Annotated in this window: 13 protein-coding genes; 5 read left to right on the forward strand and 8 right to left on the reverse strand. The window is 67.0% G+C overall.

From position 1 onward, the window contains the following. Positions 1 to 17: 17 nt before the first annotated feature. Positions 18 to 935, reverse strand: coding sequence for a DMT family transporter (locus tag ACO05N_RS09780; protein ID WP_422056920.1), 918 nt, complete (start codon positions 933 to 935; stop codon positions 18 to 20). Between the two features lie 85 nt (positions 936 to 1,020). On the opposite strand from ACO05N_RS09780, the gene ACO05N_RS09785 reads away from it, so the two are divergent. After that, entirely contained in the window at positions 1,021 to 2,553 is a 1,533-nt protein-coding gene (locus ACO05N_RS09785) for an aminoacyl--tRNA ligase-related protein (RefSeq protein ID WP_422056921.1), read from the forward strand. A 42-nt stretch (positions 2,554 to 2,595) separates the two neighbouring features. Here the strand turns inward: ACO05N_RS09785 and ACO05N_RS09790 are convergent, their stop codons facing one another. The 3 genes from ACO05N_RS09790 to ACO05N_RS09800 form a co-directional block, all read right to left on the reverse strand. Then, positions 2,596 to 2,775, reverse strand: coding sequence for a hypothetical protein (locus ACO05N_RS09790; RefSeq protein ID WP_066657273.1), 180 nt, complete (start codon positions 2,773 to 2,775; stop codon positions 2,596 to 2,598). 61 nt (positions 2,776 to 2,836) lie between these two features. Continuing rightward, complete coding sequence (gene glpD / locus ACO05N_RS09795) at positions 2,837 to 3,970, reverse strand: glycerol-3-phosphate dehydrogenase (RefSeq protein ID WP_422056922.1); 1,134 nt, start codon at positions 3,968 to 3,970, stop codon at positions 2,837 to 2,839. 40 nt (positions 3,971 to 4,010) lie between these two features. Then, positions 4,011 to 4,715, reverse strand: coding sequence for a carbonic anhydrase (locus ACO05N_RS09800; protein ID WP_422056923.1), 705 nt, complete (start codon positions 4,713 to 4,715; stop codon positions 4,011 to 4,013). A 130-nt stretch (positions 4,716 to 4,845) separates the two neighbouring features. Between ACO05N_RS09800 and ACO05N_RS09805 the strand changes: the two genes are divergently transcribed. Both ACO05N_RS09805 and ACO05N_RS09810 read left to right on the forward strand, forming a co-directional pair. After that, positions 4,846 to 7,194, forward strand: coding sequence for a ribonuclease R family protein (locus ACO05N_RS09805; protein WP_422056924.1), 2,349 nt, complete (start codon positions 4,846 to 4,848; stop codon positions 7,192 to 7,194). Between the two features lie 127 nt (positions 7,195 to 7,321). Next, positions 7,322 to 7,636, forward strand: coding sequence for a hypothetical protein (locus ACO05N_RS09810; RefSeq protein ID WP_422056925.1), 315 nt, complete (start codon positions 7,322 to 7,324; stop codon positions 7,634 to 7,636). Here ACO05N_RS09810 and ACO05N_RS09815 read toward each other — a convergent pair. Next, positions 7,633 to 8,802, reverse strand: a complete 1,170-nt coding sequence (locus tag ACO05N_RS09815; RefSeq protein WP_422056926.1) for a saccharopine dehydrogenase family protein — start codon at positions 8,800 to 8,802, stop codon at positions 7,633 to 7,635. The two genes, ACO05N_RS09810 and ACO05N_RS09815, sit on opposite strands and share 4 nt — an antisense overlap. 59 nt (positions 8,803 to 8,861) lie before the next feature. Continuing rightward, on the reverse strand, positions 8,862 to 9,536 hold the full coding sequence (locus ACO05N_RS09820; protein WP_422056927.1) for an HPP family protein: 675 nt from the start codon (positions 9,534 to 9,536) through the stop codon (positions 8,862 to 8,864). A 134-nt stretch (positions 9,537 to 9,670) separates the two neighbouring features. On the opposite strand from ACO05N_RS09820, the gene ACO05N_RS09825 reads away from it, so the two are divergent. Continuing rightward, a complete protein-coding gene (locus tag ACO05N_RS09825) occupies positions 9,671 to 9,967 on the forward strand; it encodes a hypothetical protein (protein ID WP_422056928.1) in 297 nt (98 codons plus the stop codon). Between the two features lie 14 nt (positions 9,968 to 9,981). Here ACO05N_RS09825 and ACO05N_RS09830 read toward each other — a convergent pair whose 3' ends face one another. Continuing rightward, on the reverse strand, positions 9,982 to 11,775 hold the full coding sequence (locus tag ACO05N_RS09830) for an ABC transporter transmembrane domain-containing protein (protein WP_422056929.1): 1,794 nt from the start codon (positions 11,773 to 11,775) through the stop codon (positions 9,982 to 9,984). 149 nt (positions 11,776 to 11,924) lie between these two features. Between ACO05N_RS09830 and ACO05N_RS09835 the strand changes: the two genes are divergently transcribed. Then, positions 11,925 to 13,154, forward strand: coding sequence for a polyhydroxyalkanoate depolymerase (locus ACO05N_RS09835; protein WP_422056930.1), 1,230 nt, complete (start codon positions 11,925 to 11,927; stop codon positions 13,152 to 13,154). A 16-nt stretch (positions 13,155 to 13,170) separates the two neighbouring features. Here the strand turns inward: ACO05N_RS09835 and ACO05N_RS09840 are convergent, their stop codons facing one another. After that, positions 13,171 to 13,545, reverse strand: coding sequence for a YkvA family protein (locus tag ACO05N_RS09840; RefSeq protein ID WP_422056931.1), 375 nt, complete (start codon positions 13,543 to 13,545; stop codon positions 13,171 to 13,173). Between the last annotated feature and the right edge of the window lie 37 nt (positions 13,546 to 13,582).

Raw genomic sequence — 13,582 nt, forward strand, 5'->3', positions numbered from 1 at the left:
CCGCGCCAGCGCGCCCTTCAGTCTTCGTCCACATCCGCAACCGCCTCGACCGGACCCGCGCGCCGCGCCAGGCCCAGGCGTTGTTCGCGCCATGCGATGTAGAGGCCGCTGGCGACGATGATCGGGGCGCCGATCCAGGTCCATTGGCTGGGCAGCACGCCGAACAGCACATAGCCATAAAGCGTCGCCCAGATCAGGCTGGAATAGTCCATCGGCACCACGGCCGAAACCGGGGCGAAGCGCAGCGCGGCGGTGAGCGCGAGCTGGCCCGCGCCGCCGATCAGCCCGATGCCGATCAGGATCGCGAAGGTCTGCCAGTCGTGCATCTGCGCAAAGAAGGGGTAGGCGATCGCGAGCGGCGGCACCGATAGCGTCGAGAACCAGAAGACGGTGGTCGCCGGCCGCTCGGTCTTGGCCATCTGGCGTAGCTGGATCGCGATCAGCGCGACGAAGAAGGCGGCGGTCAGCCCGACCAGCGCGCCGGCGAGCGGGATATGCCCGTCGCCGGGCTGCGCGACCAGCACGACGCCGACAAAGCCCGCGATCACCGCCGCCCAGCGCCGCCAGCCGGTCTTTTCGTGCAGCACCAATGCTCCAAGGATCGTGGCGAAGATCGGCGCGGTGAAGGAGAAGGTCGTCGCCTCGGCCAGCGGGAGCAGCAGCACCGCGCCGAAATTGAACACCATGCCGGTCAGCCCGATCACGGTGCGGTTCACATGCAGCCCGAAGTGCTGCGTGCGGATCGATCGCATTCCCGGGCCCGCGGCGATCCAGGCGAGGATGAAGGGGATCGCGAACAGCTGACGAAACAACATGATCTCGGCGAGGTTGGCGCCGCCCCGCTCCGCCAGCTTGATCAGCGCGCCCATGGTCGAGAGCATCAGGATGGCGAGCAGACGCAGGCCCAGGCCGGTAAGGACGCGATCACGATGCACCTGCGAACGCCTAAGCGGGGGTGCGGCATGGGGCAACCCGCGAAGGGGCGTGACGGGCCGGATTTCCCGCGCTAATCGCGCAGCCATGATCAAACGCGCACTCAATGTCACCCGCGAAGCGGATTTCGCCGCCTGGTATCAGGCCGTCATCACCGAAGCCGATATGGCGGAGGAGAGCGGCGTGCGCGGGTGCATGGTCATCCGGCCATGGGGCTATGGCATCTGGGAGCGTATCCAGCGGCTGCTCGACGATCGCATCAAGGCGACGGGGCATGAGAATTGCTATTTCCCGCTGTTCATCCCGCTGTCCTACTTCGAGAAAGAGGCCGAGCATGTCGACGGCTTCGCGAAGGAGATGGCGGTCGTCACGCATCACCGGCTGATCCAGAAGGACGGGCGGCTGGTGCCCGATCCCGAGGCGAAGCTGGAGGAGCCGCTGGTCGTGCGCCCGACGTCCGAAACGGTGATCGGCGCGGCGATGGCGCGCTGGGTCCAGTCGTGGCGCGACCTGCCCGTGTTGATCAACCAATGGGCCAATGTCGTGCGCTGGGAAATGCGCACCCGCATGTTCCTGCGCACCGCCGAATTCCTGTGGCAGGAGGGGCATACCGCCCACGCCACGGTCGACGAGGCGCGCGAAGAGACGATGAAGATGCTGGAGGTGTATCGCGAGTTCGCCGAAACCTGCCTCGCGATGCCGGTCGTCGCGGGCGAGAAGCCGGAGAATGAACGCTTCCCCGGCGCGGTCGCGACCTACAGCATCGAGGCGATGATGCAGGACGGCAAGGCGCTGCAGGCGGGCACCTCGCACTTCCTCGGCACCACCTTCTCCAGCGCGCAGGGCATCAAGTACCAGAATGCGGAAGGCGTGCAGGAACTGGCGCAGACGACCAGCTGGGGCGTGTCGACGCGCATGATCGGCGGCGTGATCATGGTGCATGGCGACGATGACGGGCTGCGCGTGCCGCCGCGCATCGCGCCGTGGCAGATCGTGATCGTGCCGATGCTGCGCGACACGGACGAGGACGCCGCGCTGATCGACTATTGCAAGGGGCTGCAGGCCGAGCTCGCCAAGGCGTTGGCGCTGGGCGAGCCGGTGCGCGCGTTGCTCGACCTCAAGGCGGTCAAGGCCGCGACCAAGCGCTGGGGCTGGGTCAAGAAGGGCGCGCCGATGGTGATCGAGGTCGGGGGACGCGACATGGCGGGGGGCAATGTATCGGTGATCCGCCGCGACCGGCTGTATCGCGAAGACGGCAAGCTCGACAGCGCGGTGGTGGCGAAGGATGATTTCGTCGCGGGTGCGGCGGCGCTGCTAGAAGAGATCCAGGCCGGGCTGCACGCCGACGCGCGCGCTCGGCTGGATGCGAACATCGTGCGCGGGGTCGAGAGCTTCGACGCGCTCAAGGCGCATTTCGAAGGGTCGGGGAAATATCCGGGCTGGGTCGAGGTGCAGTGGAGCAAGCCCGAGGGCGCAGAGCTGGACGCGGTGGTCGAACGGATCAAGGCGCTCAAGCTGACCTTCCGCAACGTGCCGCTCGATGCTGCGCCGGCAGAAGGTGCCTGCATCTTCACCGGCAAGCCGGCGGTGGAACGCATCCTGGTCGCGCGGGCCTATTGAGCCAGAAATGACTGCCCCCGCCGAAGCGGGGGCAGTTGAAGCTTACTCGGCGCCGGTGCCGGGCTCGGTCGTCTTCGGCATCTTGCCGTCCTCGATCCGGCCTTCGTTGCGCAGATCGCGCCCTTCCTGAGCGGCCTGCTTGCCCTCGGGCGAGTCGCGATGCTCGTTCAGCTCTTCCTTTACGAAGCCTGCGGCTTCCTTCAGCTTTCCTTCGACGCTCATACTGGCCTCCTTGAGTTCAGGTTGCCGGGGTTAAGCGCTCGAACCCGCGAAAAGGTCCATGTCAGGGGAGGCGGCGGTCGCGCGTGACCGGCCGGGTGGTGAAGTGAAGTTCGGGGGCCAGTCTCGACAGCGCATGTTCGGCCAGCGCGCGGGCGGTGGTGATCTTGCCGCCGAACACCGACAGGATCGGCGCAGCGCTTGTGTCGAAGTCGAGATGATAGTCGCGCGTCACCGTTCGCGCCTCGTCCGCGCCATTGTCGTAGAGCGCGCGGATGCCGGACCAGCTGCCGGTCACGTCGGCAGCGGTGATCTGGCGCCGGAAATAGCGGTTCGCAGCGGCGCAGAGATAGGCGATCTCACCGGCATCAATGCCCGCGTCGCCGGGGTGATCCACGGGGACATCGGTGGTGCCGATCATCGTCTCCCCCCGCCACGGTGCGGCAAAGACGACGCGGCGGTCGGGCTGTTGCAGGATATAGGCATGGTCGCCCTCCCACAGCGCCGGGACAATGATGTGGCTGCCCTTGACCAGCCGCAGGCCGCTGGTCGTGGCGACACCGAGCGTGTCCAGCAGGTCGCGCACCCATGGCCCGGCGGCGTTGACGATCGCGCGGGCGTCGATCGTGCGCCCGTCGGAGAGTGTCACCGTCCAGCGGTCTGCATCCCGCTGTGCTCCCGTCACCGCTACCCCGGTGATGATCTCCGCCCCATTCCCCGCAGCATCCTGTGCATTGGCGCGGACCAGTGCCGCATCGTCGACCTGCGCGTCCCAGTAAAGAAAGCCGCTGGTCCCTGAGGTCAGCGGGGCAAGGCGCGGGTCGTCGCGACGTAGCGCGCGCGACCGCGGGAGCGAGGAGCCAAGGCCGAGCAGGTCGTAGAGATAGAGCCCCGCGCGCACCATCCAGCGCGGGCGCACAGCATGGGCATGCGGCAGGACGAACGCCATCGGGCGGATCAGCTGCGGCGCGGTCGCCAGCATCCGCTCCCGCTCGACCAGCGCCTCACGCACCAGCCGGAATTCATAGGTCTCCAGATAGCGCAGGCCGCCATGGATCAATTTGCTTGACGCGGATGAGGTGTGTGCGGCGAGGCTGTCGCGCTCGACCAGCACGACCCGGAGCCCCAGCAACGCCGCCTCGCGCGCGATCGCGCAGCCATTGATGCCGCCGCCGATGATGAGCAGATCACAGGACACCGCCGCACCCTATGCGGCGACGCGCCGGAAAGCGACCCGCCTATTCGACGTCGAAAAACTCGACGATGCCCGAGGCGAGGTGATATTCCGCGCCGACGATCTTCAGCTTGCCCGCGCGGCGCGGTGCGGCGATCAGGCGCTGGCTGGGCGCGCGCAGGTCATGCACGACCTGATGCACATTTTCGCGGATCGAATTTTCGACCAGATCGCCGGGGCTGTTGTGCGCGGTATGCACCGCCGGGACGATCGGTTCGACCATATGGCCGAGGCTGCCGGGCAGCTTGGCGTCCTTGTCCACCACCTCGATCGCGGCCTTGACCGCGCCGCACGCCGAATGGCCGAGTACCACGATCAACGGCACGCCGAGATGGACGACCGAATATTCGATGCTGCCCATCGCCTGGGCATTGGCGACGGTGCTCCCTGCATTGCGCACGACGAACAGCTGACCCACGCCGGTCTCGAAAATCTGTTCGGGCGCGGCGCGGCTGTCGGAGCAGCAGACGATCGTCGCGAATGGACGCTGCCCGGCAAGGAAGGCGCGACGCTGGCCGTCGTTCAGGCCATAATTGAACGCACGGCCCATGGTGAAGGCCTGATTGCCCTTCTTGAGCGTCGCCAGGGCGGTTTCCGGGGTAATTGTCGACGCAGCATGTCCACTCTCGGACGCGATCAGCGGGCGGGTGGCAAGCGCAGCACCGCCGGCGGCGACAGCGGCGAACAAATGGCGGCGATTGAGGCGCATCGGCGGGGCTCCCGGAGCGGAAAGGGACTGGTCCGATTGTAGAAGCGCCGCGCCTGTGCAGGTCGCAGCGGACGGGTATTTTCTGCGGCGCATTTGGTTTTGCAGCGGCGAAGAGCTATGTTGGCGGCCAATGGCAAAACAGAAAAACGCAAAGTCGAAGCCCGTTCCGGGCCTGCCGACCCGCCAACAGATCATCGATTTCATCACTTCGTCGGAGCAAGCCGCAGGAAAGCGCGAGATCGCGCGCGCCTTTGGCCTGTCCGCGCAGGAAAAGATCGCGCTCAAGGCGCTGCTCAAGGACATGAGCGACGAGGGGCTGATCGACGTCGCCCCCGGCCGCGCCTTTCACAAGATGGGCGGCGTGCCCAAGGTGACGGTGCTGCGCATCGTCGAGGCCGATGGCGACACGGTCTGGGCGGTGCCCGAACGTTGGGAGGCGGAGGGCATTCCGGTGCCCCGCCTGCGTGTGCGCGAGAAGCGCGGGCCGGGCGGCGCGCTGGGTGTCGGCGACCGCATCCTTGCGCGCACCGAAGAGGCCGGGAAGGGCCTGATCGCCCACCCGATGAAGAAGCTCGCCAAGGGCGACGGCGCGGTGCTGGGCGTCGTGCATGAAGAGGGCGGGCGGCTCTATCTGCAGGGCCTCGACAAGAAGGAGCGCACCAGCCCCGTCATCTCCGACCGCAACGGCGCCGAGCCGGGCGATTTGGTGATGGCCGAAGTGACGGGGAAGGGGCCGCGCCTGTTCGCCAAGGTCACCGAAATCCTGGGTGACCCGTTCGCGCCGCGCAGCTTTTCGCTGATCGCGATCCACAAGCATGAAATCCCGCACATCTTCTCGGAGGAATTGCTCGCCGAGGCGGAGCGGGTGGCGAAGCAGCCATTGGGCGAGGGGCGCGAGGATCTGCGCGACCTGCCGATCGTCGCGATCGACCCGGCCGATGCGCGCGACCATGACGATGCGGTGTGGGCGACGCCCGACGACGATCCCGCGAACACGGGTGGGTGGAAGGCGATCGTCGCGATTGCCGATGTGAGCTTTTACGTCCGCCCCGGATCGCTGCTCGACCGCGAGGCGCGCAAGCGGGGGAACAGCGTCTATTTCCCTGACCGCGTCGTGCCGATGCTGCCGGAGGTGTTGTCGGCAGATGTGTGCTCGCTGAAGGAGGGCGTCGATCGCGCGGCGCTGGCGTGCCACATGCGCATTGGCGCGGATGGCGAGATCAGGGACTGGCGCTTCAGCCGCGCGGTGGTGAAGCTGGCGGCGAACATCGCCTATGAGGACGCCCAGGCGGCGATCGATGCGCATGTCTCCCCTCCCGCAGAGCGGGAGGGGCCGGGGGAGGGCCTTTCCAATCAGACGGCTCTCTCGGCGGACATGCCCTCCCCTAACCCCTCCCGCGAGCGGGAGGGGGACTTGTTACCGATCCTCCAACCCCTGTGGGATTGCTGGGCCGCGCTCAACAAGGCGCGGACGAAGCGTGAGCCGCTCGACCTCGACCTGCCCGAGCGGCGGATCGTGCTCGACGAAAAGGGCCGCATTCTGTCGGTCGCGCCGCGCGAGCGGCTGGACGCGCACAAGCTGATCGAGGATTACATGATCGCCGCCAACGTCGCGGCGGCCAAGGCGCTGGAGAAGAAAAAGGCGCCGGTCATGTACCGCATCCATGAGCCGCCGAGCCGCGAAAAGCTGGTCGCGCTCAAGGAGTATTTGAAGACGCTCGATGTCGAATTTGCGCTGGGGCAGGTGATCCGGCCCAAGACGTTCAACCATGTCATCGCGCGGACCAAGGAGGCGGATTTCCACGCCGAGGTGATGACGCAGGTGCTGCGGACGCAGACCCAGGCCTATTACGGCCCGCAAAATGCCGGACATTTCGGGCTGGCGCTGGGCAGCTATGCGCACTTCACCTCGCCGATCCGCCGCTATGCCGACCTTGTCGTCCACCGCGCGCTGACCGAGGCGTTCAAGCTGGGGCCGGGCGGCGAGTTGCCGGCGGACAAGGACATGGAGCGGACCGGCGAGCTGATCAGCAAGCTCGAGCGCCGTGCGATGGAGGCGGAGCGCGATACGATCGACCGCTATGTCGCCGCCTATCTGGCCAGCCATGTCGGCGAGGTGCTGGATGCGCGGATCACCGGGGTGCAGTCGTTCGGGTTCTTTGCGACGGTCGATGGCATCGGGGGCGACGGGCTGGTTCCGGCGCGCGATCTGGGGCGTGAATATTTCCGCTATGACGAGGCCGGGCAGCGGCTGGTGGGCGAGGATACTGGCGCTGAGTTCGCGCTGGGGCAGCGGTTGCAGCTCAAGCTGGTCGAAGCGAACCCGGTATCGGGCGCGCTGCGCTTCGAACTGCCCGACGGCAAGGGCAGCGGATCAGGCCCGCGTCCGGACGGCGAGCGGCGCAAGTCCGGCCCGCCGCGTCCGCTGAAGCGGCGCGGGCGTCCAGCGAACATCAAGCATCAGGGGCGCAAGCGCTAAAAATGTTGGTCATCCCGGACTTGTTCCGGGGTCCACTGTGCGGCAAGCGCAGCGCATGCGGCTCAAGGTTTGAGCTCGCGTCGCGGTGGACCCCGGCACGAGGCCGGGGTGACGAAGGGGGTTTGGCATGGCCGTCGTCGAATCGGTGCCGATCACGAAGTTCGCGCGCGGGCGCCGGCGCATCGTCGATCATTTCTGCGCCGAGCACGCGATCACGCCGCTCAGCACCATCCTCTATACCCCGCCTGCCGAGCTCAAGCCGGTGTTCGACAAGCTGATCGCGCAACGTGTGATCCGGCGCGAGGGGCAGGGCTATTACTGGCTCGACCTGCGCGCGCACGATGCGGTGATCGCGCACCACCGCCGCAAGCGCGCCCCGGTGCTGATCGCGGTATCGGTCGCGCTCGCGCTGGTGCTGACGACGTTCTTCTACGTCGGCTAGGGCTTCACCACGAACTTCAGCCCGGCATTCGCCTCCAGTCGCGCCTTCAGCGGCTGCGCCATCAGCGCGCCCGGCGTCCACACCCCGCCTTCACCCGCGACATCGCGGATCAGGCAGAGTGCGGCCTCGGCGATCATCTTGCTGGTTGAGCCATAGCCGGGATCGCGGTCGCCGGTGACGGTGCAGGTCAGCGACTCCCCGGTCGGCATCTCCGCGATGAAGTCGATTTCGTAGAAGCCCGCCTCGCGCTCTTCCTTTGACGGGCCTTCGCCGGGAGCGGGGCCCTTGTCGGCATTCATCGGGTTCATCTTGGCGATCGCCTCGGCCGCAGCCTTGCCGATGTCGCCAAGGCCCGGGGCGACCATCATCTCGTCATAACGGAAGTCGGTGCCATAGGGGTGGCCGGCGAGAAAGTTGGTGCGATGGACATTCTTGGTGTTGATCACCGCCATCACGAACGGGGCGACCCAGCCGCCGGCCGCCGCGTCATATTCGGGCATCACCCCCTTGGGCTGGTCCGGGCCGGTGAAGCCGGGCGTAAGCGCGAAGGGATCGAGCAGAACCTTGAACACCGCCGGGTTCTTCGCCGCCGCCGCCGCCGTCGCCTTCCCGCTGGCGAAGGTGCCGCCGGAGAAGGTGCCCTGCATCTTGCGCACGCGGCCCTTCACGCGCGGGGCGGGGCGGCCCCATTTGGCGATCGCCGCCTGCTCGGCGGTCCACACGCCCAGGTCGAAGGGGATCGAATCGAACCCGCACGACAGCACGATGCGCGCGCCGCTCGCCTTCGCCGCATCCTGATGCCGCGCGATCACGTCGTGCATCCAGTTGGGCTCGCCGCACAGGTCGACATAGGCGGTGCCGGTCTCGACGCACGCCGCGACCAGATCATTGCCATAGAGCTGATACGGCCCGACCGTGGTCAGCACGACGGTCGCCCGCGCGGTCAAGGCGCGCAGTGCGGCGGGATCGTCGGCATTGGCGGTGAGCAGCGGGGTGTCCGCGGGCGCGCCGATCTCGTCGCGGACCCGTTCGAGCTTAGTTAGCGAGCGGCCGGCCATTGTCCATTTGAGCGAACCATCATTGTAACGCTGCGCCAGATATTCGGCGACGAGGCGACCGGTGAAGCCGGTCGCGCCATAAACGATGAGATCGAATTCGCGGGTCATGCCATCCTCTCAAGCTTTTGCCCGAGCGTACCGCACTTTCCAAAAATTGAAAGGCCGGGTCAGTGCCCGCGTCGCGCCCGCGCGTGGGTTTCCGCCAGCGACAGCAGCACGTCCAGATCCTCGCGACTGATGTCGAAACTGTCGGGCAGCTCCGCGAGCGCCCGGTCGATATCGTCGAGGTGCAGCCCGCTTGCCACTGGGGGCATCGCCACAGGCGCCGCGCGATGCGGGTAGCTGTGCGTCGACAGCCGGTGGAACACCATCGCCAGCATCACCAGCGCGACCGAATTGAGCGCGACCGGAGCAAGGGCGAAGGAATAGCCCGCCGCATGCACGCTCTCGCCTCCGATCACGGCGGTGAGCGCAGCGGCGCCACCCGGCGGGTGCAGGCACCGGCACAGCGACATCGCCAGGATGGCCAGCCCGACGGCAAGTCCCGCGGCGATCATCGGATCGGGGATGTGCCGATAGACCGCGATCCCGACCAGTGCCGAAAGGGTGTTCCCGCCCACCACCGGCCAGGGCTGCGCCAAGGGGCTGGCAGGCACGGCAAAGATCAGCACCGCCGACGCCCCCATCGGCGCGACGATCAATGGCAGGTCCGCTGCGGTCAGCTCCAGCCCTGCGCCGATCGCCATGGTCAGCGCGAGACAGATCGTCGCTCCGATACAGGCAATGACCCGGTCGAGCGGCCGTGCACCGGCGAGAATCGGCTGGAACAGGCGAAAGCGCATGCCGCGCTCTACCGTCCGACCCGCGCACAGGCGAGCAGGGGAATTCTGCGTCGGGCAAAGGTCCATCTATCCGTGGCCTTGAAACCGCGCGCTCGCTTTCCGACTATCGGCGCTTCAACGGAGAATCGCACACCATGCCGCTCAACGGCGCATCCGATCTTGGCCAGTTTCGTGTCCAGCGCCATTTCGCCGAGCATCGCGCGATCTCGCCTGGTACCGCGATCGAATATGCGCCAGGTCCGGTCGAGCGCGCCGCGTTCGATCGATTGCGCGCGACCGGCGTGATCCGCGAAGCGCATCCGGCACATTACTGGTTCGACCTCGACCGCATGGGTCGCGAGCGCGAATCGACGCGTAATCCGAAGCTAAAGGTTGCGCTCGCGCTCGGTGCGGTGCTCGCCTTCGCTGCCTGGTATCTCTCGCGCTACTAGAGCCCGACTAGGCTCTAGACCGTTTCGCTGAATTGCAGGCTGGCGAGCCGGGCATAGAGGCCGCCCTTCGCGACCAGTTCGCCATGCGTGCCGGTCTCAACGATGCGCCCCTCATCCATCACGATGATGCGCTGCGCCGCACGCACGGTGGCGAGGCGGTGGGCGATGACCAAAGTCGTGCGCCCCTGCATCAGCCGCTCGAGCGCATCCTGCACCAGCCGCTCGCTTTCCGCATCGAGCGCGCTGGTCGCTTCGTCGAGCAGCAGGATCGGCGCATCGCGCAGCAGCGCTCGGGCGATGGCGATGCGCTGGCGCTGCCCGCCCGACAGCCGCGCGCCGTCTTCGCCAAGGAAGGTGTCAAGCCCTTGTGGCAGTTCGCGCAGAAACTCGGCGGCATTGGCGGCCTCGGCGGCCTGCCAGATCTGCTCCTCGGTCGCGTCCCAGCGGCCATAGCGCAGATTGTCGCGGGCGCTGGCGGCAAAGATCACCGTCTCCTGCGGCACCATCGCCATGCGCGCGCGCACCTGCGCCGGATCGGCCTTGGGCAGCGGCACGCCATCGACGCGCACTTCGCCCGCCTCGGGGTCGTAGAAGCGCTGGACCAGCTGGAACAAGGTCGACTTGCCCGCGCCTGACGGCCCGACCACCGCCACCGTCTCGCCCGGCGCGACCGACAGGGTGAAGTCGTTCAGCGCCGAAACCTCGGGCCGCGTCGGGTAGCGGAAGGTGACGTGATCGAACGCGATCGCACCCTGCGCCGGCTCGGGCAGCGCCACCGGATTGGCGGGGGCAGCGATCTCCGGCTCCTCCGACAACAGCTCGGCCAGCCGCGCGGCGGCGCCCGATGCGCGCAACAGATCGCCATAGACTTCGGTCAGCGCGCCGAACGCACCGGTCACCAGGCCGGCGGTGATGACGAAGGCGGTGATCGACCCGCCCGAAATCCGCCCCTGCGCGACGCCATAGACCGCGTCCCACATGATGAGGGTAATCGCGGTGAACAGCGCGAAGATGACCAGCGCGGTCATCAGCGCGCGGGTCGCGAACCGCTTGCGCGCGGTCGAGAAGCCGCGATCGACCGCGTCCTGGAACCGCGCACTCTCCCGATCTTCCTGCCCGAATGCCTGCACGATCCGCATCGCGCCGAGCGTTTCCGACGCGATCGAGCCGATGTCGGCGACACGATCCTGACTGGTGCGCGAAAAGCGGCGCACGCGCCCGCCCAGCCACATGATCGGCAGCACGATCACCGGAATCCCGACCAGAAGATAGGCGGCGATTTTCGGCGCCAGCACGAACAGGTACAGCGTGCCGCCGATCGCGATCAGCAGGTTGCGCAGCGCGACCGAGACGGTGGTACCGACGATCTGCTCCACCACGGCGGTATCTGCGGTGAGGCGGCTGGCGATTTCCGACGGGCGGTTCTCCTCGAACCAGCGCGGGGGCAGGCGCAGCAGGTTGCGATGCACCGCCGCCCGCATGTCCGCCACGGTGCGCTCGCCCAGCCACGACACGAAATAGAAGCGCATCGCGGTGGCAAAGGCGAGCACCACCACGACCAGCAACAGCCCCTGGAAATAGCCGCCGATCTGCGCCGGATCGGAAGTCGGGCCGAAGCCCTTGTCCACCACTTCCTTGAACGTGCGGGGGATCCACAGCGTCGCACCGGCGGCCAGCAGCAGCGCGACGATCGCCAGCGTCAGCTGGAGCGGATAGCGGCGCGTATAGCCCCACACGATCGTCAGGCTCGACAGCTTGCGCTGCGGCGGGGCGGGGGCAGGGGCGGGGGGCGGTGTGGGCTGGGCCATGCCGCCGCCTAACGCGAAGCGGGATGCAAGGGAACAGGCTTCACGGATCGAAAATCCGGTACGCCGCGTTTGCACTGCAGCATGAGCGCGCTATAAAGTCTGTGAGACCGTTGTCATTGCCCCGCCCGGGGCGGGGATGTTGATTGCCGATGCTGTATAACGCCTACGAACTTCAGCGCTCGATGCTGGCCGGCGCGAGTGCGCTGGCGAATTTCAGCGCGGGCCTGCTCAACAATCCGGCCAATCCCTTTGCCTATTTCGGCGGCGGCCCGATCCTCGCCTCCGCTCTGGAAGTGTTCGCGCATGCTTCGGCACCGCGCGGCAAGCCCGAATTTGGGCTGGATTTCACGGAGATCGACGGCAAGCGGGTCGAGGTCCGTGAGGAAATCGTGCTGCGCAAACCGTTCGGCCAGCTCAAGCGCTTCGTGCGCGAGGGCGTCGCGGGCGGTCCCAAGCTGCTGATCGTCGCGCCGATGAGCGGCCATTTCGCGACGCTGCTGCGCGGCACGGTGCAGCGGATGCTGCCGGTTGCCGATGTCTACATCACCGACTGGCGCGACGCGCGGCAGGTGCCGCTTAGCGATGGGCGGTTCGATCTCGATGACTATGTCGATTATGTCATAGAATTTCTCGCCACGATCGGCGCGGAGGGCGATGCTCGCCCGCATGTGCTCGCCGTCTGCCAGCCCTCGGTGCCGGTCTATGCCGCTGTCGCGCTGATGAACGCCGACAAGCATCCCAACACGCCGCGCACGCTGACCATGATGGGCGGCCCGATCGACACGCGTGAGGCACCGACCGCCGTCAACACGCTCGCGACCGAACGTCCGCACAGCTGGTTCAGTCAGAATGTGATCGCAACCGTGCCTGGAACCTACCCGGGCGCGGGGCGCACCGTCTATCCGGGCTTCCTCCAGCTCGCCGGGTTCATGACGATGAACCTGGGCAACCACATGAATTCCCACTGGGAAATGTTCAAGCATCTGGTCAAGGGCGATGATGAGAGCGCCGAGGCGACGATGCGTTTCTACGACGAATATCGCTCGGTGTGCGACATGACGTCGGAATTCTACCTCCAGACGATCGATGTCGTGTTCCAGTCGCACGCGCTGCCCAAGGGCGAGATGATGCACCGCGGCCGCCGCGTCGATCCGGCCGCGATTACCGACACTGCGATCCTCGCGATCGAGGGTGAGAAGGACGATATCTCGGGCCTTGGCCAGACCAAGGCCGCGCTGACCATTGCGACCAACTTGCCGGCCAAGATGAAGAAATACCACATGGCCCCGGATGTCGGCCATTACGGCATCTTCAACGGCAGCAAATGGCGCAACCGCATCGCCCCGGTGCTGGAAGAGTGGATCGCGACGCACAGCTGAGCGGGCCGCGCCCGCGTCAGTCGTAGCCCAGCATCAGGAACTCGTAGACCACGAACGCGATCAGCGCCCAAAGCGCGATCACGATGGCGATGCCCCAGCGGCTCACCGGGCGCTCGGCGGCCCGCTCCGCCGTCGCGCGGTGCTCCGCCATTAGCACGGCGGGAACCAGCTTTTCGAACAGCCACACGCCTGCCGGGATCAGGATTGCGTCATCGACCAGCCCCAGCACCGGGATGAAGTCGGGGATCAGGTCGATCGGCGACAGCGCATAGGCGGCGACCAGCAGGCCGACCAGCTTGGCAAACACCGGCGTGCGCGGATCGCGCACCGCGAGCCACACGGCATGCGCCTCAACCCGGATGCGATGCGTGAAGGACTGTCGGTTCGCCATCCGCCTGCGATGTGCCACCACCTGCGCGGCGTCAAGC

The organism is Sphingomonas sp. (assembly GCF_965227385.1).
Classification (GTDB): domain Bacteria; phylum Pseudomonadota; class Alphaproteobacteria; order Sphingomonadales; family Sphingomonadaceae; genus Sphingomonas.